This is a genomic window from Mucilaginibacter rivuli (genome assembly GCF_019391655.1).
GTDB classification, from domain to species: Bacteria; Bacteroidota; Bacteroidia; order Sphingobacteriales; family Sphingobacteriaceae; genus Mucilaginibacter; species Mucilaginibacter rivuli.
This window is the reverse complement of record NZ_JAHXPQ010000003.1, coordinates 561,846-584,849: the sequence shown is the minus strand read 5'-3', so window position 1 is coordinate 584,849 and position 23,004 is coordinate 561,846. Positions and strand designations below refer to the sequence as shown.

The 23,004-nt window shown below is 45.8% G+C and carries 10 protein-coding genes; 6 read left to right on the top strand and 4 right to left on the bottom strand.

Translation table 11 applies throughout. The annotated features are described in order from the left end of the window. Positions 1-276: 276 nt before the first annotated feature. Positions 277-3,084 (bottom strand): M14 family metallopeptidase, encoded by a 2,808-nt coding sequence (locus KXQ82_RS09690; protein WP_219487999.1) that lies wholly within the window; start codon positions 3,082-3,084, stop codon positions 277-279. Positions 3,085-3,299: 215 nt separating this feature from the next. Here KXQ82_RS09690 and KXQ82_RS09685 point away from each other — a divergent pair, with 215 nt between their 5' ends. After that, positions 3,300-3,743 (top strand): cupin domain-containing protein, encoded by a 444-nt coding sequence (locus tag KXQ82_RS09685; protein ID WP_219487998.1) that lies wholly within the window; start codon positions 3,300-3,302, stop codon positions 3,741-3,743. A 99-nt stretch (positions 3,744-3,842) separates the two neighbouring features. Here the strand turns inward: KXQ82_RS09685 and KXQ82_RS09680 are convergent, their stop codons facing one another. The 3 genes from KXQ82_RS09680 to KXQ82_RS09670 all read right to left on the bottom strand — a co-directional run bounded on the left by KXQ82_RS09680 (position 3,843) and on the right by KXQ82_RS09670 (position 7,951). Next, the gene (locus tag KXQ82_RS09680; RefSeq protein WP_219487997.1) at positions 3,843-4,853 is read right to left on the bottom strand and encodes a phytanoyl-CoA dioxygenase family protein; all 1,011 of its coding nucleotides are present in this window, start codon (positions 4,851-4,853) and stop codon (positions 3,843-3,845) included. Positions 4,854-4,996: 143 nt separating this feature from the next. Beyond that, entirely contained in the window at positions 4,997-6,946 is a 1,950-nt protein-coding gene (locus tag KXQ82_RS09675) for an alpha-L-arabinofuranosidase family protein (protein ID WP_219487996.1), read from the bottom strand. A 198-nt stretch (positions 6,947-7,144) separates the two neighbouring features. Beyond that, positions 7,145-7,951 (bottom strand): SDR family oxidoreductase, encoded by an 807-nt coding sequence (locus KXQ82_RS09670; protein ID WP_219487995.1) that lies wholly within the window; start codon positions 7,949-7,951, stop codon positions 7,145-7,147. Between the two features lie 153 nt (positions 7,952-8,104). On the opposite strand from KXQ82_RS09670, the gene KXQ82_RS09665 reads away from it, so the two are divergent. From KXQ82_RS09665 to KXQ82_RS09645, 5 genes are all read left to right on the top strand, one after another. Further along, positions 8,105-10,267 (top strand): glycoside hydrolase family 3 C-terminal domain-containing protein, encoded by a 2,163-nt coding sequence (locus tag KXQ82_RS09665; RefSeq protein ID WP_219487994.1) that lies wholly within the window; start codon positions 8,105-8,107, stop codon positions 10,265-10,267. 1 nt (position 10,268) lies between these two features. Beyond that, a complete protein-coding gene (locus KXQ82_RS09660) occupies positions 10,269-12,653 on the top strand; it encodes a glycoside hydrolase family 31 protein (RefSeq protein WP_219487993.1) in 2,385 nt (794 codons plus the stop codon). Positions 12,654-12,855: 202 nt separating this feature from the next. Continuing rightward, the gene (locus tag KXQ82_RS09655) at positions 12,856-14,592 is read left to right on the top strand and encodes a phospho-sugar mutase (RefSeq protein WP_219487992.1); all 1,737 of its coding nucleotides are present in this window, start codon (positions 12,856-12,858) and stop codon (positions 14,590-14,592) included. A gap of 486 nt (positions 14,593-15,078) precedes the next feature. Further along, positions 15,079-17,001 carry a T9SS type A sorting domain-containing protein gene (locus tag KXQ82_RS09650; RefSeq protein WP_219487991.1) on the top strand — a complete coding sequence of 641 codons (1,923 nt, stop codon included), beginning with the start codon at positions 15,079-15,081 and terminating at the stop codon, positions 16,999-17,001. A gap of 349 nt (positions 17,002-17,350) precedes the next feature. Beyond that, the gene (locus KXQ82_RS09645) at positions 17,351-23,002 is read left to right on the top strand and encodes a HAMP domain-containing protein (protein WP_219487990.1); all 5,652 of its coding nucleotides are present in this window, start codon (positions 17,351-17,353) and stop codon (positions 23,000-23,002) included. Positions 23,003-23,004: the final 2 nt, after the last annotated feature.

Here is a 23,004-nt window from a genome sequence, read left to right as displayed (position 1 = left end):
AAACATACCATCCCATTCAATCATTCAAAAATCAATCACTCGATCATTGAAAGGGGGGATAAAGTAAGAATTATTTCAAGGCATTTACCCTCGTTTTCTTTATCGAAAATTAAGAACTATTTGCTGTAAAAGCGTAGTGCAAAAATACGGAATTTTGAGGTAACCGAATCCCCTCCCACAAAAAAAGCCCGGCATCTCACACCGGGCTTCAAATCAATCAATAAACATCAAAAAAGACTCAAGACTACCGACTACGGGCTCAAGACTTCCAAAACTTTACTTCTTCACATACAACTCATTAAACAACAACTTAAACGTACCATGCGATTGCCCCCTGAAGGTGATCTCCGGCCCAAACGTATACAGCATACCGCTGCCCACATTGGCGCTGAATGCGGCCACACCATCTTTCAAATATTGCTGACCAAAGGCCCAGCCGCTGCGCAGCGGTTTATCCGTAGGGAACCACATCAGCGGTTTAACGCCTTTTTTGGCGGCATCCTTATCTAACTTAAATACCGGGCTGTTATCAAACAATACATCGCTTTCGCTGAACATGCCCCAGTTGGCCGGGTCGCTTGTATCTATTGATGTGCGCAGCACCGCGCCGGGCACATAGTATTTATCGCCGCTAAAGGGTACTTCCTGTCCGTTAACGTTATCTACCAGCGCATTGTGTACAGGCAATTTAAGCTGATAAGCCAGGTTAGCGCTGCTGCCAATGGTAACAATGCTGCCGCCTGCTTCTAAGAATGTTTTCAGTTGAGGTATGGTTTTGTCGGGGGTAATGCGGCCTGTCCATGCTTTAAACTGCTCAGGTACGTCCTGCTGGCCAAAGCCGCCGAAACCACCGCCTCCGCCACCTGCACCCGCGCCACCGCGACGGCCCGCTGTTGCTACGGCAGGGATAGCGCCGCCAACAAATACGATCACATCAAACTTGCTTTTCAAATCGCCGGCGTCAAACTCCTGCGGGTAAACTATTTTATAGGGGAAATGATATTGCTCCATCAACCAGCGCACCCATCCCGATTGCATCGAACCGCCATAATTATCCCATAAGGCAATACGTGCAGGGCTCAGTTTCAACAGGTTTGCGGGGCGCTCTGTTGCCGTGTTCACGGTAACACCAAAATCGGCGGCTACTTTTGCTAATGCCGCTTTTGCTGCCGGGCTTGCGGCGTCAACATAAAAAGTACCTGCATCAACGGTTGCGCCGCTGTTGGTAATGCGGTATACGTCCGCACCGGCAACCAGCATTTCGTTTACGGCAATGAACGAGTTATTGGCTTTGGCGCTCAAATAATAGCCTGTTGTTGAACCCGGAACAGTTTGCGCGGGCATAGGCTGTAACTGCCCGTAAGGGATGCGTTTAAACGGCCCGTTAAAGTCATCCAATATCCGGTCGAACTTAATACCCATCTGGTAAGCCAATGTCCAGCCGGTCATGTCATAAGGGCGGATAGGAGGGCCTCCGGGGTATAGGAAATCGTTCGGGTGGTCTTGTGGTTCAAACCTGTCTAACACTTCAGGGCGGAAAGCCTGCGCTGTTTTCAGGATATATGAACCTGCTGGGTAGCTCTTCCCGGCAACGGTAAAGCTTGCTGTAGCCTGGTTAACCACCAAACCCGAGCGTAAACAGGTATTGATAAACCGTACCGCGGTAGCAAAATCCGGTTGATCGGCAGGGATGATATATCCTCGCGGATCACGCAAAGTTTGGTTACGCAAAACGGTATCATAATATTTTAACGGGATACCCGCACGGCCAAAGCCGCTGCCGCCACCTACGGTAACCGCGCCGCCTGTACCACGCCTGCCGCCACCTGTTCCGGCTGTAGAATCAGGCACTTGCGCAGCCTTGTATGCTTCGGTAATGGCCAACGAGCGTTTCGGCGAAAGTGTCCAGGTATCTTTGCTGCCGCGCTCTATCGAGTTCTTGCCCATTTGGTAAGCATTGTATAACATGGCGTCGCTATTGCGCGAAGCGTAATCCAGCACGGCGTAGTTTAATGATACCGAGTAATCTATCGATTGTATAAAGTGCCATTGCTGCGGCGTAACCGGGAAAGGCGTACCACTGTTAGGTATCAGCCTTTCGGGGACAAGCGGAATGCTCGATGGAGTAGGGCTGCCAATGATCTCGGTGAGCAAGCCCACCATATTGTGAAAATAAGTTGCCGTACGCAAGCCACCGTTCCACCAGGTAGAAAACTCGGTACCCGAACGCTGGGTATAACCCGGTTTGCCTTCCCTGTTCAAACGGCTGTTCATAGCCGAACCTACGGCATCAAGGCTGGTAACCAGTAAAGGGTCATACACATAATTGAACGGATCGCGGAAAGGCGGCCCTGCCACAACCGAACCTGCCGGGCCTGTTTGGTGGTGATTATACACAATTTGCGGCAACCACTCCAGGTATTGCTGGCGGGTAATGTTCTGTGTTTCTTTCATATTCATCATATAAAAGTCGCGGTTGTTATCATGGCCAATGTATTTTTCCCACAGGCGGGGTACATTGGTATTACGTTTTTTAGGGTCCTTTTCCTGCATGTACCAGTTTGATACCAGCTCTTGTCCGTCGGGGTTGGCATGTACCATCAGTACAATATCCTTATCCAGCAGGCGTAGGGTTTCGGCATCGGTACGGGTGATCAGGTTGTAGGCGGTTTGTATCAGTTGGTGCGCGCCAACCACTTCGCTGGCATGCAGGCCGCCGTCAATCCAAACTACGGCTTTACCCTGGTTAGCTAAAGCATGTGCCTGCACATCGGTCAAGCCTTCGGCACGGGCCAGTTTTTGCGCAATGGCTTTGTATTTAGCCAAATTCTTGATGTTCTCGGGCGATGAAATGATCAACATAAACTGGTGACGGCCCTCTTCGGTTAAACCGATATCAATCAGCTTTGTCCGTGGCGATGCAGCCAGCTTTTTAAAATAGGCTTCGGTTTGGGTGTAATTGGCCAGTTGGTAATCGTCGCCAATGTTAAAACCGAAGAATGCTTTTGGTGTGGGTATAGTTTGCGCGCTAAGCCTTGCGCCAATAACCATACAGTAGAAAATAACAGCGTAAAATTTCCTCATGATAATGTGATAGTCAGTTAAGCTACTAATTTATTGAATTTCGGGAAATTGTATTGTAATAATTTTGTGGGGGAAGGGTGAAATTGCTTTAATAATACCGTAAAAATACCCTGACCCTTAAAATTATTGATATGCAAATTTGGCATGTTAAGATATGAATCTTGACCAGGGGGCCGAAAACTGCATATCGATAGAGTAGGAATAATTTTTCATTTATGAATAAGGATTTTGAGCCAAACGCAGTAGATTTTGAGTTTGGTGTGAAAAGGGTTAATGATGCCATCAAAGCATGGGGTAAATCACTTAGATCAGGAATTATTACTTCAAAAGATAATGGCATACAGTCATTGTTAGATAATTTGAAGGTGAAAAATGTCCCTGACAATTTTATGAAATGGCAATTGCCTTTCATCTTTGAGAGATCTCAACTTTATGTATCAGTTGGTAATCCCAATGCCAGTGTTCCGGAACATTCTCACGATGAAGGTGACGGAATCAGGTACATCGTTAGTGGTTCAATAAATTATCAAGGCAAAGTTTTGAATGCCGGAGATTGGATGTTTATTCCGCAAGGAAAAAAATATTCTTTTGAAGTTGGAAACTTAGGAGCTACAATGTTTTACTGTTATCAATGCTGTTGCGTTGGAAGACTCGACTAATAGGGTACACCCGATCATGAGCTTTTTTGATCGGGTGTTTATGAATACTTTATTACCGTATTGTCCAATCAAAACAAAAATTTAGTATACCTTATCTTCTCAACTCCACACGTTACCCTGCTTCCCATCAGCCGGGGTATAATTTATATACTGTACAAAACGTGGCAAAGCCGAGGTATTAGGGCTGCTGCCATGCGGTAAGGCATGGTGCCACACAATAAAATCGCCTGCATTGGCCGCGATGGGTTTTGGGCCTAAGGCATACAGGTCTTGCGCGCCGGGAACGGCACCTGCTGGTAAGCTGTTTATCCAGGATGTTATACGGTGCTGAAAGCCAGGTACCAACGTAAATGCTCCCTGGTTTTCGGCGGTATCGCTCAGGTATAACAAGCCCTGTAAACCAAAGGGTATAGGCAGCACCGTTTCGGTATCCCAGTGAAGGCGCGGTCCCTGAAACGGATATGCAACTGTTTCGGGCGGATTAAAACTTACCCGGTCGGTAGTTGGCCAAATATCGGTACGGTTCCATAACTGCTCATACACTTTACGTATGGTATCAGCCTGGCGGTTATGCTCTAATGCAGGGTGCTGGAATAATTGCACCATAATGCCCTGCTTATCAATAAGATGACTGTACCATGTTGCGCTATTATGGCGCTCAATACCAATATGATGGCAAAGTGCTTCAATTGCTTTGTCGCAGTTTTCTTTGCTTACCGCATTGCGGATGATGAGGTATCCATTCTCTTCCCAAAAGGCAAGGTCTTCTTCGTTCAATACTTTTTCGATCGGAGCATGGGGGCGATCTCCAACTTCAAATAATTGATTAAATCGGTTTATTTTTTCACTATCGGGCCCACCCGTAACGGTTATTATCCAATCTTCAAATTCATCAAATGCCGGGCTGTTTTGAAATACATATTTTGTGGTTTGTTCTAAACCGATACCTAAAATGTTTAACAGTGTAGTATCCGTGGTCCACTCATCCATAAGTTCATCAAAGCCCAGTTTACTATCGCGTTTTAGCAAAGCCTTTGTCCAATAACGCTTAAGGTGTTTAACCTGTAGTTTGCCTGTTTCGTGCGACGAAGGAATAGTATTTGCCTGCATAGTATGACGGATAGGTTTTATTTTGCCCGGTATTTATCTGTTACATCGCCATCAATACCATACCCGGGTTTAACCAAAATTACATTAAAGAGCGTATTGTTTATTATTTCCTTTAAATTTTTCTTCGCAGACTTTTGCTCTGATCATTTGGACTTGCTTTTGATACGGATAACACTTAGCGAATATGCAGGCACAGTGTATGCAGCTAAAGCGCCTGTTTTTATAACTGATGCTACCGGCAGCACTTTGCCCGGCTCGGCCATGCTGTTTTTTTGGTCGGGTGTGCCCGATAGTACCTGTAGGCTGGCATCATTGCCCAATCCTTTAAAAGCCGACAGATTAGCTTTGGCAACAGCAGCGCCAGGGCCTGCATTTACAATTTTAAGGATAATATCGCCTGTTTTGCTATCCTTTACACAGGATGCAGCCAGTACCAGGTCTTTACCTGTTTTACCATCAAAGCTTACCACATCCGGATAAAATAAATTACCCTGGTTGGCCGAAAACAATTGCTGAACATAGTAATTAACGGTAGGGGAAATGCCCTTATTGTCAAAATAGATCAGATTGGGGTTCCACGAAGTATGCTTTGTATTAGCCAGCAGCGGAGCATACGATGCCATTTTTACTACATCGCCATTACGTTCTATGGATGTCATAAAAGCTGCTTCGGCAATGGCGTTTATTAAGGCGTTTCCTTTCGAAGCGTATTCGCCAATATAAACTTTTGAGTTTGCGCGGTTATAATTATCATACCTTGCATTGTTGGTTAAAAACCAATCGGGCTTTTCATAAAAGTGTTCATCAACAACGGGTACGGCTAATTGATTGGCAAATTTCCATCCCAAGTCATAATCTTCACCCGATGGGGATGGCCCAACAGTACCAATAACTGTAATTTCGGGATGTTTGGCCTTCACTACATCATATATCATTTTAAAGCGTTCCCTAAAGTCCGCAGTTTGCTTATCCTCGTTACCAATACCAACATATTGTAAATTAAACGGTTTGGGGTGACCGGCAGCAGCTCTTTTTGCACCCCAGGTTGAAGTTACAGGGGCATTGGCATATGCTATCAGGTCGAGTACATCTTGTATATAATCGGCCATATCGGCCATTGACAAGCCTTTTTGCCCAGTGCCGCCTATACGCCACGTACCACCCGAGTTTTGGCAGCTCACACCCGCGGAAACTACAGGTAATGGCTTGGCGCCAATATCTTCGCAAAACCTAAAGTACTCATAAAAGCCGAGGCCTACGCTTTGGTGGTAGTTCCATATATTGCGTTGTTGTATACGTTCTTCTACAGGGCCAATGGTGTTTTTCCAGCGGTACATATTGCCTAAACCATCGCCATGCACCAGGCAACCGCCCGGAAAGCGCATAAATTTTGGCTGTAAGCCTGCAATGGCCTCGACCAGATCGGCGCGTAAACCATTTTGCTCATTATGATATGTTTTTTGCGGGAAGAGTGATACCTCATCTATACCCAGTTTACCTTTGTTTTTGGCTAATAATACCAGCTTCGCCGAGTCGGCAGTCTGGTCGGTGGTAAGCGTAGCTGTGTATTTTTTCCATCCCGAACCTGTAGTTGTAAAGGTGGCCGTGGCGTATACCGCATCCTTTTTACCGCGTAACTGCACCTGCATGCTCACCGGTTTTGCCGATAGCTGATTGATATATACCGAAAAGTTATATTTCTCATTGGCCTTAAGAGCTATCCCATCATAGCCCGAATTGGTGAGGCCGATGCCTTGCTGCCCTTCTTCTTCAATGTTCAGTAATACATAATGCGGGTTATTTGTATTTAAGGGTTGTGCACTCTCAACCGATAGGGTACCGTAGCCAAAGCCTTGCGTTGTATATTCCCAGGCGGTTAAAGGGTGCCATTCTCTTTTATCGCTGGCACTATATTCAAATGAGCGGTTTTGTATCAGCTCAGCATACAAACCCCCATCCGCCGAGTAACTTAGGTCTTCAAAAAAAACACCAAAAAGATCGGTACTGATCGGTTTTGCCTGTTTGTTTTGAGCGTGCAGGGAAGGGCAAAGGCAGGTCAGGGCGATAAATACGCAGTACTTTAATTTTTGCATGTGGGTAATCGGTTTGTAATTGGTTTTTACTTTGACAAAAGTAGTTAAAAAATAATAACTGTCAAGTTAACAATTTATGATTGTATGCTACAAATGTGCAAAAAGGCTAACCATGGCTAACCTTTTGCAAATACTCCTTTACAGACCGTAAATAATTTTACAGATACTCGTTGGGGTGTTATAAAAATAAGATGAGGCCTATTTTATCCCGTAATGATCGTTCATTAGCTTATTGAACAAACCGCCCGGTAAAATGGCTTTCAGCGTCGGCACCATCGTTTGGTCAAATTTACCCACCAGGTAGCGGTGTTTAGGGTTTGATGCATCAACTATTTTGCATAATGTTTTGCCTATCAGAGCCGGGTCAGAGCCCACGCTTTCATCTTTTTCCATAGCGGCAACAGCGGCGTTATATTCTTTTTCCAGCGCTTCGTTTTTTAGTGAGAAAGATACTTTAGCGCGGTTTTGGGTAAAATCGGATTTAAAATCGCCGGGGTTAATTAACGATACTTTTACTCCGGTGTTCAATAACTCCATGCGCAAACTTTCGGAGTAACCTTCAATAGCGAATTTTGATGCCGCGTACATGCTTTGATAAGGCAAGCCAAACAATCCGGCTAACGAACTGATGTTAACGATAAGGCCTTGTTTAGCATCTATCATGTGTGGCAATACCGCGCTGCACATGCGCACTACGCCAAAAAAGTTAACTTCAAATTGCTGTTTTGCACTTTCAACAGGCATAGCGTAGGCCGGGCCGGTTACACCGTTACCGGCGTTGTTTACCAATACATCAAGCTTGCCTTCGGCTTTTATTATGGTATCGATAGCTGTTTTTACCGATGCATCATCTGTAACATCCAGTTGGATAGGTTTGAAAGAGCCACTTATACGTTTTACATCGCGTGCCGAGCCATAAACAATATGCCCTGCTGCCTGCAATGCTGTTGCGCATGCCAAACCAATACCCGATGAAGCGCCCGTTACCAAAATTACCTTTGCCATAAATAAATGTTATTTGTTGTTGATGTTTGAGTGGTAAAGATGCGAATTTATCAATAAGGTTAAAACCTGTTTTTTGTAACAGTTACGTTGATATTGATAGCTAAAAGTTTAGCTTTACAGCATAAACCAAACCATAATCCAATAATACCCGTAATGAGAAAACGCGTTGTAAGTTTTGCAATATCTTTTTGCACCTTATTTTTTATCACAGGCAAAATTTCGGCACAGCAAAAAAAAGATGCCATAACCGAGGCAAAAATTACCGCGCTCATCAAAAAGATGACACTCGAAGAGAAGATCGGGATGATCCACGGTAACTCTTCATTCACATCTACAGGTGTAAAAAGATTGGGTATCCCTGAACTCACTATGTCCGACGGCCCGCATGGCGTACGCCCCGAGCATGGCCGCGGTTGGAGCTTGCAAAATAAAGGGAACGATTCATCAACCTATCTGCCTACCGGCATTACACTCGCCTCAACATGGAACCCTAAATTAGGCTATTCCTTTGGCGCCGTATTAGGCAGCGAGGCGAAGTACCGCGGTAAGGATGTTATCCTTGGTCCCGGTATCAATATTATGCGTACACCGTTAAACGGCCGTAATTTTGAGTACATGAGCGAAGACCCGTACCTCATATCAAAAATGGTGGTAGGATATATTAAAGGCGTGCAGGATCAGGGTATATCGGCCTGCGTAAAGCACTTTTTGGCCAATAACCAGGAAACAAAACGTAGCGGTATCAATGTATTAATGAGCGAGCGTGCTTTGCGCGAACTTTACATGCCCGGCTTTAAAGCCGCCATAACCGAAGGCAATGCCAATACCATTATGGGAGCTTATAATAAATTCAGGGGCGAGTATTGTACTTATAACGATTACCTGGTTAACCGGGTATTGAAAGGCGAATGGGGCTTTAAAGGTATTATGATAAGCGACTGGGGCGCCATCCATACCACAAAAGATGCGCTGCTTGGCGGTGCCGATATTGAAATGGGTACCGATCTGGATATGAAAGGCGATAAAGACTACAACAAATTCTTCTTTGGCGATCCGGCTTTGGCAGCAGTTAAAAATGGCGAAGTTAAAGAAGCTGTTATTGATGATAAGGTGCGCCGCATCCTGCGCATCATGTTCAAAACCCACATGTTTGATAAGCGCACTCCCGGCGAATACGCAACGAAGGCCCATGCCGAAGTAGCCAAAAAAGTTGCCGAAGAGGGCATTATCCTGTTAAAGAACAGCGATAATATCCTCCCGCTTAAAAATGTAAAGTCGGTAGCCATGATTGGCGCTAATGCCGACAGGCCAAATGCCTTTGGCGGAGGCAGCTCACAGATACGCCCTAAGTACGAGGTTACCGCTTTGGCGGGATTAAGGAAGTTATCGGGAGGTAACCTGGCTATCAGCTATTCTCAAGGTTATGCCATCACACGCGGTGCTAAAGCAGATGATAAAATGATACGGGATGCTGCGGAAGCCGCTTCAAAATCAGATATGGCAATTGTTGTCGGCGGCTGGACACATGGCTACGATTACACCAAATGGAGCGATAACGCTTACGATGCCGAGGGTATTGATAAACCTGATATGAACATGCCTTTTGGTCAGGATGAACTGATCAAAGCGGTGATCAAAGCCAATAAAAACACCGTCGTAATACTGTATGGCGGCGGACCTATCGATGTTTCGCAATGGGTAAATGACGCCAAAGCTGTGATACAGGTAGGCTACCCGGGGCAGGAAGGTGGCACCGCTTTAGCCGAAATACTACTGGGTAAAGTTAACCCATCGGGCAAGCTCACCGTAAGCTGGCCCGTAAAACTCGAAGACTCACCCGCGCACAAATTAGGCGAGTTCCCCGGCGATGGTACGGATGTAAAATATAACGAGGATATTTATGTAGGTTACCGCTATTTTGATACGTATAACGTTAAGCCACAGTTCGCTTTTGGGCATGGTTTATCGTACACCAATTTCAAATACAGTAATATCAGCACGGCTAAAAACCACCAGACAGCTACAGTAACCTTTACACTGAAAAACACAGGTACGGTAGCGGGAGCAGAGGTTGCACAACTTTATGTGCATGATAACCACTCATCGGTAAAGCGTCCCGAAAAGGAATTAAAGGCATTCCAAAAAGTATTCCTCAAACCGGGCGAATCAAAAACCATCACAATGAAACTCAATGCCGATGCCTTCAAATACTATAGCGAAACCAAAAAGCAATGGATATTGGAACCCGGTAAGTTCGAGGTATTGGTAGGCACTTCATCTGATGCCATCAAACTTAAAAGCCCTATAATTTTATAACATGCAAAAGGTTAAAGTACTGCTTGTTGCAGCCGTTCTGTTTTTAAGTGCAGATGCTGCTTTCTCGTCCGTCATCAAATCAAAAACCGAAGCTGATGGCGTCACCTTCGTCTTAGATAAGGGACTAATGAAGATCCGCATCTGCCGCGATGATATCGTCCAGGTAAAATACACTACGCTCAAAACATTCCAACCCGAAAATTCGCTGGTGGTTAATAATGCCTTCAAATCGCCTGTAAAGTTCACCGTCAGCAAAGCAGGTGGCTTTATCATTATTAAAACCCTTAAACTAACCCTACGGGTAGATGTAGAAACCAATTCTGTTTCCTATCTCAATTCAGCCGACCAGTTCATCACCACCGAAAACGCCATTGAAGGCAAAGCAATGCAGCCGCAAACCGTTGCCGGGATAGATACTTACGCTTGCAGTACCACCTTCAATTCACCTGCGGATGAAGCCCTGTACGGCTTAGGCTGCCACCCTACAGATGTTGGCTCTATAAACTACAAGGGCCGCAACCAGGATATGGCTATCAAATATCTCACCGGCGCTATACCTGTATTACTGTCAACCAAAGGCTTTGGCTTGTTATGGGATAATTATTCGGCCTCCAATTTTTATGGTGGCGAAGACAGCAATACCAAATTCAAATACGTATCCGAAAGCGGTAAGCAGGTAAACTACTGGTTCTTTTATGGCCCCGATTTCGATCATATTATCGATCTGTACCGTACCACAACCGGCAAAGCGCCCATGTTCCCAAAATGGTCCTTCGGCTTGTTCCAATCGCAGGACAGGTACATGAGCCAGCAGGAAGTTATCTCCGTTAAGGATAACTACCGCAATAACCATATCCCGGTTGATGCCATTGTGCAGGACTGGTACTACTGGGACCCGCTGCCTATCGGCTCGCATGTAATGAAGCCTGAACGCTACCCAAACCCAAAAGCCATGGTTGATAGCCTGCACAAAGCCAATATCCACGCCATGATATCCATCTGGCCGGTATTTGGCAAAGGCACGCCGAACTACGATGCGCTGAAACAAATGGGCGGCTTAACCAATATTACCTGGGATAACGTAGTTACCCACACCTTCGATACCTATTATGATGCCCACAACCCCAAAGCGCGCGACCTGTACTGGCAACAAGCCCGCGACAGTTTAGTAAAACGCTACGGCTGGGATGCCTGGTGGGTTGACCAATGCGAACCCGACAACGGCGCACTATTGGATGAACGCCGCAAAGATAATTTTGCCCCGGGCAAAGGCATCGATTATTTTAACACCTATTCCCTTGAACATACCAAAGGACTATACAAAGGCTGGCGAACCGATATCCCGAACAAGCGGGCCTTCTTTTTAGTACGACAAGCCTTTGCAGGTCAACAACGTAATGCCACAACGCTTTGGTCGTCGGATATTACCTGCACCTTCTCGGCCTTTAAAAGCCAGGTGCCGCAGGCCATCAATGCCTGTGCATCGGGCATACCATATTGGACATCCGACATCGGTGGCTATCACCTCAATTGGAAGGCCGCTAACTGGTCGCTGCCCGAAAACCAGGAGCTGTTTACACGCTGGTTCCAGTTCGGTGTGTTTTGCCCCATCTTCCGTATCCACGGCAAAGGCGAGCGTGCCCTCTTCTCCAAAAACTGGAGCGACGAAACCAAGGCTACGCTGTTGAGTTACGACAAGCTGCGCTACCGCCTTTTGCCCTATATCTATTCCCTTGCGGGACATGTAACCCAAAACAATTACACCATGATGCGCTCCCTCGCGTTCGATTTCAGGACAGATCAAAACGCCTACGGTATACCCGACGAGTATATGTTCGGCCCGGCATTTTTGGTGAGCCCCGTTACCGAGCAATTATACTCAGGTAAAAACGCCTCGGCCAATAAACATACCCGCGATGTTTACCTTCCCGGGACTGGCCTATGGTACGATTTCTGGACGGGGCAACTGTATAATGGCGGACAAACCATCGCGGCTGAAACACCTTTGAATACCATCCCGCTCTACATCAAAGCCGGCTCTATTATTCCGATTGGAGAGGACATGGAATACGCCACTCAAAAGCCAGCCAAAAACATCGAGCTACGGATTTACCCCGGTGCCAATGGTAGTTTTGAGTTGTATGAAGATGAGAACGATAACTACAATTACGAAAAGGGCCATTTTTCAACCCTTACCTTTAACTGGAACGATAGGGCAAAGCAACTTACCATATCGCCTACAAAAGGTACTTTCGCAGGTATGCTCAAATCAAGGCAGTTCAATATCGTTTTGGTTGATGCTTCCCATGGCAACGGCGGTGGCGAAGCCCTAAAAATTGATAAGCGAGTTACATATACCGGTAAAGCAATGTCTGTCAAATTTTAATCAGATGGCTTGATATTTATTTGAAGTTTCCGCAGGGTCTCTCGCAGAGGACCCTGCGGGGACGGGAATAATAAATCCGAAATCGAACATCCGACATCAACAACACCTAATATTTTATTTTTCTGATGGCTAAATCCTTTTTATTACCATATTTGTTATAAGCAAGAATATTCATACAACTATCAACTAATTATAACATAACATGCAGGAATTAGACCCTTCTGTTCTTCAGAAAGTAAACACATGGCTTAACGGCAATTACGATGCCGATGTAAAGCAACAAATACAAAAAATGCTTGACGACAAAGCATTTACCGAACTATCCGACTCATTTTACCGCGACCTTGAATTTGGTACCGGTGGTTTGCGTGGCACTATGGGGCCGGGCTCAAACCGCATCAACAAATACACCATTGGCTCGGCAACACAGGGTTTGGCCAATCACCTTAAAAAAACATACCCCGGCGAAAAGATCAAAGTTGCCATAGCGCACGATAGCCGTAACAACTCTGATGTATTTGCCAACATCACTGCCGAAGTGTTTTCGGCAAACGGTATCCACGTTTACTTTTTCAGCGCCCTGCGCCCAACACCCGAACTATCTTTCGCGGTGCGCCATTTGGGATGTAAGAGCGGTGTAATGTTAACTGCCTCGCACAACCCTAAAGAATACAATGGCTATAAAGCCTACGGCGCTGATGGCGGCCAGTTCGTATCGCCCGAAGATAAAGCGGTAATGGACGAAGTAGCGGCCATCAGTAGTATTGACGAGGTGAAGTTTGACCGCGTGGATGCCAATATTGAACTGATAGGCGAGGAGATAGACAAGCTTTACCTGGATGCCATCACCGCGCTATCGGTATCTCCGGATGCCATCAAACGCCAAAAAGACCTGAAGATCGTTTACTCGCCTATACATGGTACAGGTATCACCTTAATGCCAAAAGCCCTAAAGCAATTTGGTTTTGAGAACGTGATCATTGTTGAAGAACAGGCTACCCCGGATGGTAACTTCCCTACGGTGGTTTATCCAAACCCCGAAGAGAAAGAAGCGCTCACCTTATCCCTTAAAAAGGCCAAAGAAGTTGATGCAGACCTGGTATTAGCAACCGACCCTGATGCCGACCGCGTAGGTATAGCTGTTAAAAACAGCGAAGGCGAGTTTGTATTGTTGAACGGTAATCAAACCGGCAGCTTACTCATCAACTACCTGCTTACCGCGTGGCAGGAGCGTGGAAAGCTGGATGGCAAACAATACATTGTTAAAACCATCGTAACATCAAACCTGATAGACGAGATCGCGAAAGCGAAGAACGTTACCTGCTATAATACTTTAACAGGCTTTAAATACATTGGTGAGCTGATCACCAAGCTGCAAGGCAAAGCCACTTTTATTGGCGGCGGCGAAGAAAGCTACGGCTACCTTATCGGCGAACTGGTGCGTGATAAGGATGCCATCGTATCCGGCGCGTTTATTTCCGAAATGACAGCCTTTTACAAGGACAAAGGCAGCAGCCTGTTCGATGCCCTTATTGATATGTACCTGCAATATGGTTTCTACAAAGAGAAGCTCATATCGGTAACCAAAAAAGGTCAGAGCGGCGCCGCCGAGATCAAAGCCATGATGGAAAAATACCGCGAAAACCCGCCTTCAACTTTAGGAGGCATTAAAGTAGCGGCCTTAAAGGATTACGAGTTCAGCGTAGAGACCGACCTGAACAGCAATACCAAAAAGCCTATCGATCTGCCTAAGTCAGATGTATTGCAGTTCATCCTTGCCGATGGCAGCATCATATCTGCCCGCCCTTCAGGCACCGAGCCAAAGATCAAGTTCTATTGCAGCGTAACTACCAAACTGGCAAGCAAGGAAGCATTCCACGCAACCGAAAAGCAACTGGATACCAAGATAGATGATATCATGAAAGACCTGGGCGTTTAAGCCCATCTCCCAAAACATACCCTCAACGGACCATAAGCCAAAACTTATGGTCCGTTTTTGTTTTAGAAAAGCAGGTACTTCTCCATCATGTCATGGCGAGCGGCAGCGTGGCCATCTCAGCGATAGCTAGCCAACCATGTTGGTCGGGATTTATAATCCTCGACCTTAATACCCGGGGATTTGCAATCCCCGAAGCATAACACATAACCAATATCACGCATCCTTCCCCGTCCATGTCGCCAACAATCTTTCACTATATAATATTATTCCATGTACCAATTTTTAAAATACTTATGTCAATTTTTTAATATCATAAATAAATAACATCTATACATTTATCATAACCAATTATAGCTGCCGTTTCCTTTCACGTTGCCGCGCCATGTTATTTAAAACAATTGATTACCAATTTATTGGATCTAAAGCATCCTGTTATATACAGGTATCTATTATATTTTATAATTATTAACCAATAACCATCTACCTATGAGAAACATTTTATTATTAAAAACTCCCAAAAAAACATTGCTTTCGGCAATGCTATTATTTAGTTGCAGTTGCCTGCAGGCGCAAACGCTGGCATTTCCCGGCGCGCTCGGTTTCGGGCGATACGCCACCGGTGGCCGTACAGGTACGGTGTACCACGTTACCAATCTTAACGACTCGGGTGCCGGGTCGTTCCGCGATGCTGTTAGTGTATCAAACCGTATTGTTGTTTTTGATGTTGGCGGTTATATCAGCTTATTAACCGCGGTATCGGTTAAAAGCAATATTACCATAGCAGGCCAAACCGCACCTGGCGGCGGCATCGGCTTTAAGGGCGGCGAAATTGGCTTTGCCAGCATCACCAACATCATTTGCCGCTACATCCGCATCCGGCCGGGCAGCGAAACCGCCAGCAGCACAGATGACGCGGTTAGCTTTTACCGGGGCACTAACATGATCCTGGATCATTCCTCGCTCGCGTTTGCCCCTTGGAATAATATCGACGGCGTTACCGACGATTGGCAAAACCATCCCGTTGATAACATCACGGTACAAAACTGTATCATTGCCAACCCTACCGGCCAGCAATTTGGCGCGCACACCGAAGCTGTAAATGGCAACTGGGCCTGGTTCTACAACATCTTCGCCAACTCGCATAACCGCAACCCGCTGGCTAAGGTGAACACCATTTTTGTTAATAATGTGTTGTACAACTGCTCTGCGGGTTATACCACGCATACCAGCACCAATTTTAAGCATGATATTGTAAACAATTACTTTGTATTTGGCCCGGCCTCGGCAGGTACTGATAATACCTGGTACCAGGTGGATAAAAACCAATCCATATACTACAGCGGCAACTTAAAGGATAACAATAATGACGGCGTGCTTAACGGAGCAACAACAACGCCATATTGGTACCAGGGGCCTGGCACCATATTAACATCACCATGGTCGCCTTTAACAACTACCGTAACGCCTTTAAATACGCAAACCGCTTTCAGGTACTCGGTATCAAGGGCGGGTGCGCTGCCGCGCGACCAGGTTGATGCTTTAGTGATAAGTCAGGTTAAAACCATAGGATCAGGTACTACAGGTACCGGCGCGGGCACCACAGGACCCGATGGCTCATTGTACACCAGTCAAACTCAAACCGGTTTAGGCAACAACGGTTACGGAACTATCTCATCGGGTACAAAACCAACCGATACCGATAATGATGGTATGCCCGATTTTTGGGAAACAGCCAACGGACTAAGCACATCTGTTAACGATGCCATGACCATTGGCGGAGATGGCTATGCCAACATTGAGCGTTATATCAACTGGCTTGCAGATCCTCATGCGTCAACCACCAAAAACAACTTTGTAAATGTTGATCTTTCCATATTTGCAGGTGGCTTTAGCAGCGTTTCGCCAGGCTATAGCGTAAGCGGCGCCACAAATGGTACGGTAACGCTTACCGGCAGTATCGCTAAGTTTACACCAACCACTAATTTTACCGGTTTAGGCTCTTTCAATTTTACCGTTACCGGATCTGATGGCAGTACCTATACCAGCAAAGTTACCGTAGTAGTTTCAACCACAGCATCGGGTGTACCTATTTTTGCTTCCACGCTGCCGGCTGGCAGCGGAACCACTGTAACCGACCCTGCATCTACCGAAACAGGTGTTAAAAAAGCGATAGTTTACCCTAACCCTTCATCGGGACTGATCAACCTGAAGCTTAACGGTTATACCGGTACCCAATACAACTTAAATATCATAGATGTTGCCGGAAAAAATATCTTTAAAACAAATGTTAAGGCCACTGCCGATAACATTTACCAGGTAAGGCTAAACAATAAGCCAATCCCCGGCGAATACGTTTTAACTATTGAAGATGCCGGGCATATAGAAACAGTGAAGGTGATTATACAATAATATATCAAGGACTAATGATTAAAGGCGATGACAACTCATCGCCTTTTTTGTTATGAATGAGATTTTCTTCTTTGGATTTATAATGCTCTACCGTTTCACTAAGGGAAATTGTAAGCCCTGAAATCCATCCCTAATGCGCACGATCCGCATATATACTATCCAAAACAAAACTTAAAAAAAATAAATTCGTTAAAACCTATTTATAAAAACATTGTTTTAATGTTTTTAGTGCGTATTCCCGACAAATACAATATTAGGTATTTAATGCTATTTACAATTAGTCTGATTTGCAGCGCCGCAAGGCGTTATATTAATATTATCACAATTTTTGATACCTAACCGCTAAACCATGGAACAGGATTTACTTGATAATGCCATTAAAAAAAAGCCCGATTTTGATATCGACAGCCAAGAGTCGCTCGATACTAAAGAATTACTAAAAGTACTTTCGCTGGTTAAAAACGGAAAGCTTGATGTTCGTATGCCTGTTACGCAAGCAGGAATAAATGGCCGTATTTGTGAGGTATTAAATGATATTATCGAAATGAACCAGCGCCTGGTTGCCGAAATATCATCAGCCGAGATTACCATCGGTAAAAAAGGTAACCTCTCTAAACGTATTGAAATGCCCGATGCCAAAGGCGAATGGGCCGGGGGCGTTGCTTCCTTAAATAACCTGATAGAAGATTTGACTTCGCCAACCCTCGAGATCGCGGGTATGATCAACTCGGTTGCCAATGGCGATTTGTCAAAACATATCCCCTTAGAGATAAAAGGACACCCTTTAAAAGGTGAGTTTTTGCGTATCGCGAAGGAATCCAACCAAATGCTTTCCAAACTGCAGCTTTTCTCGATGGAGGTAACCCGGGTAGCGCGGCAGGTAGGCTCGGAAGGTAAACTGGGTGAGCAAGCAAAAATTAAAGGTGTAGCAGGTGTTTGGGCCGAGTTGACCGATTCGGTGAACCAGATGGCCGGTAACTTAACGGCCCAGGTGCGTAACGTAGCGGCGGTAACAACGGCGGTGGCGAAGGGTGACCTTTCCCGGAAGATCACGGTGGAAGCGAAAGGTGAGATATTGGAGCTGAAGAATACCATCAATACAATGGTGGATCAGCTCAACTCGTTCTCGTCCGAAGTAACGCGTGTGGCGCTCGAAGTGGGCACCGAGGGTAAACTCGGCGGCCAGGCGAAGGTGCCGGGCGTTGCGGGTACATGGAAGGATTTAACGGATTCGGTAAACCGTATGGCGGGTAACTTAACCTCGCAGGTACGTAATATAGCGGGTGTAACAACAGCGGTAGCAAATGGTGATTTATCCAAAAAGATTACGGTTGACGTAAAAGGGGAGATGCTCGAGTTGAAGAAAACCATCAATACGATGGTGGATCAGCTCAACTCCTTCGCGTCCGAAGTAACGCGTGTGGCGCTCGAAGTAGGTACCGAAGGTAAGCTGGGAGGTCAGGCACGTGTAAAGGGAGTAGGTGGTGTATGGAAGGACCTGACTGATTCGGTGAACCAGATGGGTAGTAACCTTACCGACCAGGTGCGTAACATTGCGGGTGTAACCACGGCAGTGGCGAAGGGAGATTTATCCCGAAAGATCACGGTGGACGCGAAAGGCGAGTTGTTGGAGTTAAAGAATACCATTAATACGATGGTGGATCAGCTCAACTCGTTCTCATCCGAAGTAACGCGTGTGGCACGTGAGGTGGGTTCCGAAGGTCAATTAGGTGGGCAGGCGAATGTGCCGGGTGTAGGTGGTACATGGAAGGATTTAACGGATTCGGTAAACCAGATGGCGGGTAACTTAACCGGCCAGGTGCGTAATATAGCCGAAGTAACTACGGCGGTGGCAAAAGGTGATTTATCCAAAAAGATCACGGTTGACGTACAGGGAGAAATGCTCGAGTTGAAGATTACCATTAACACGATGGTGGATCAGCTCAACTCGTTCGGTTCCGAAGTAACGCGTGTGGCGCGTGAGGTAGGTTCTGAGGGGCAATTAGGTGGTCAGGCCAACGTACCGGGTGTAGGTGGCACCTGGAAGGATTTAACAGATTCGGTAAATAAAATGGCCGATAACTTAACCTCGCAGGTACGTAACATTGCCGAGGTAACAACAGCGGTGGCAAAGGGCGATTTATCCCGTAAGATCACGGTAAATGCCAAAGGCGAGTTGTTGGAACTAAAAGATACCATTAATACGATGGTGGATCAGCTCCGCGGTTTCGCATCTGAAGTAACGCGTGTGGCTCGTGAGGTGGGCTCCGAAGGGCAGCTTGGCGGCCAGGCCAATGTGCCGGGTGTGGATGGTACATGGAAGGATTTAACGGATTCGGTAAATAAAATGGCCGGTAACTTAACGGCCCAATTAAGAAATATAGCGGATGTATCTATCGCGATAGCGAATGGTGACTTGTCCAAAAAGATTACGGTTGACGTACGGGGTGAGATCCTACAATTGAAAGAAACCATTAATACGATGGTGGATCAGCTGCGCGGTTTCGCATCCGAAGTAACGCGTGTGGCCCGTGAGGTGGGTACCGATGGTAACCTCGGTGGCCAGGCCTTTGTGCCGGGTGTTGCGGGTACCTGGAAGGATTTAACGGATTCGGTGAACCAGATGTCGTCCAACTTAACATCGCAGGTACGTAACATTGCCGAGGTGACCAAAGCCGTAGCGAGTGGCGACTTATCCAAAACGGTAATCATCGACGTAAAGGGCGAGATCATGGATCTAAAAAATACCATCAATACCATGGTAGATCAGCTCAACTCCTTCGCATCCGAAGTAACGCGTGTGGCGCGTGAGGTAGGTACAGAAGGTAAACTGGGTGGCCAGGCGCACGTGAAAGGTGTGGGTGGTACCTGGAAGGATTTGACCGACTCGGTAAACCAGATGGCATCCAACTTAACCGGGCAAATACGTGGTATAGCCAAGGTAGCAACCGGTATCGCGAAAGGAAACCTGAAACAACGCTTATCCATTAACGCTTTAGGTGAGGTGGCGCAGTTGACGGATACCATTAACGAAATGATTGATACTCTTGCCGTATTTGCCGATGAGGTAACCACGGTGGCGCGTGAGGTGGGTGTGCAGGGCCGTTTGGGTGGCCAGGCCAGTGTACCGGGCGCATCGGGTACCTGGAAGGATTTGACCGAGAACGTGAACCAGTTGGCACAAAACTTAACGGTACAGGTACGTTCTATTTCCGAAGTGGCATCGGCTGTAACCAAAGGTGACTTAACCCGAACCATCCGTGTGGATGCGAAGGGCGAGTTGGAGGCCTTGAAAGATACCATTAACCAGATGATCGCTAACCTGAAAGGCACAACCTTGCGTAACCATGAGCAGGATTGGCTGAAATCCAACTTAGCCAAATTCGCGCAGATGCTGCAGGGCCAGCGCGACAGGAACGCGGTGGCAAACAAAGTACTATCAGAACTTGCAGAGCTGGTGAATGCCCGTTACGGCGCGTTCTATATATTAGAACAGCCTGAGCTTGCTGATGAACCAAAACTGAAACTATTTGCAGGTTACGCGCAAAAGAGTCGTAAGCTGATAGACCAGGAATTTTCATTAAGCGAAGGTCTGGTAGGCCAATGTGCTACTGATAAAGAACGCATCAGGCTATCTAACGTACCGGGCGAATACCTGCAGATCAGTTCGGGTATTGGCAGCGCGGCACCGGTTGACCTGGTAATATTACCCGTACTTTTTGAGAACAACGTAAAAGCGGTAATCGAGTTGGCATCTTTCGAAAACTTTAGCGATACCCACATCGACTTTTTGGATCAGTTAACGGAAAGTATCGGTATCGTACTCAACAACATCGAAACCAATACACGTACCGAGGAATTGCTATCGCAATCACAATCGCTGGCGGGTGAGCTTTCAGCTCAGCAGGAAGAGTTAAGGCGCGCGAATGATGAGCTGCATGATAAGGGCCGCTCTTTGGAAGAAAAAGCTGAACAGTTAACGCTTACCTCCAAATACAAATCAGAGTTCTTGGCCAACATGTCGCACGAGTTGCGTACACCGTTAAATAGTTTGCTCATATTGGCACAGCAACTGTTTGAGAATCCGGAAGGTAACCTTACGGAGAAACAACGGATGTTTGCCAAAACCATCCACTCTTGCGGTGATGATTTGATCCAGCTGATCAACGATATTCTCGACCTTTCTAAGATCGAGTCGGGCGTTATCGCGGCTGATGTAATGCCGGTTAGTTTTAAAGAGATCACGGGCTTTGCAGAGTCTACCTTCAAGCCAATATCCGAAGCCAAGAACCTTAAATTTGAGATCGAGATACAGGATGGTTTGCCTGAGTTGATGGAAACGGATATGCAGCGTTTAAATCAGATCCTGAAAAACCTGCTTTCCAATGCCTTTAAATTTACAGAGAAAGGTCGTGTTAAATTAAGCATATTCAAACCGGCCCCTGGCCAGGAGAACCCGCTTAGCGATAATGAATCCGTTATCGCGTTTTCTATAGAAGATTCGGGTATAGGTATCTCCAAAAACACCCAGGGTATCATATTCGAAGCATTCCAGCAGGCAGAAGGTTCAACAAGCCGTAAATACGGTGGTACCGGCTTAGGCTTGTCCATCAGTAAGGGTTTCGCCGAGTTATTGGGTGGTACCATTACTGTAGGCAGCGAGTTAGGTAAGGGTAGTACGTTTACACTGTACCTGCCATTAAAATATAAAGAAGAGAAATCTATACCGGTAAAAGTTAAGGAAAACTACCCTGTACAGCATCTGCGCGCTAACCTGATAGACACCGCCGAACTGGTGATTGATGACGACCGCCACAATATTGTTGCCGAAGACAAAGTATTGCTGGTGGTAGAGGATGATATACGTTTTACCAAGATATTAATTGATAAGGCGCATGATTTTGATGTGAAGGTTGTCGTAGCGATAAGCTATCTCGAAATATTCGACAGTATTATTAAATACAACCCGATAGCAATTACACTCGATGTAAATATGCCTGAATCAAATGGGTGGAAAATACTGAAACTGTTAAAAACCGATATCAACCTGCGCCATATACCTATACATGTAATATCGGGCGAAGACAACAAGATAATGGCGCTCAAGTTTGGTGCAAAATCATTTAGTCTTAAACCTCTATCCAATACTTCGCTTGATGAGTTGATAAGCGGTATTGTTCAGTTTCATGATCATGCTAAAAAGCGTGTGCTGGTAATAGAAGATAACGAAAATGAACTGCAACGTTTATCCGAACTGCTATCGAGCGATAAGGTTGAAGTTTTTGGTGCTACAACGGCTAAAAAGGCACTATCGGTATTGAAGAAAGAAATGTTCGATTGTATTATACTGGATTTTGTGCTGCCCGATGCCAATGGTCTCGACCTCATCAACAGGATCAACCTGTTAAAGCAGCAACAAACCACCATGATATTACATTCAGCACGCGATTTTACGCAGGATGAGTTGATACAACTGAAACGACTGAACCATAAGATCATTACCAAAACGCCCGATTCGCACATTCATCTGCTCGAAGAGATACTGGTATTGTTGCACATCGATAAGAAATACATTAGCGAAAGCAAGCTTAAAATGATTGACAATACCAGGATAACTACCGATGTGTTGGATGCTAAAAAGGTATTGGTAGTTGATGATGACGTACGTAACCTGTTTGCGCTGACCGCAGTTTTTGAGCGCTCGAACATAGATGTGATAACAGCCGAAAGTGGCAGGGAAGCATTGGAGATATTAAATAACGATAAAAAGATTGATATTGTATTGATGGATATTATGATGCCCGAAATGGATGGTTACGAAACCATACAAATGATACGTAAAGAACCGCGCCACAAAAATTTGCCTATTATAGCCGTAACAGCCAAGGCGATGATTGGCGACAGGCAGAAATGTATTTCATCAGGCGCGTCAGATTATATCACTAAGCCTGTTAAAACAGATCAGTTGTTATCGTTAATGCGGGTATGGCTAATTAAGTAGAA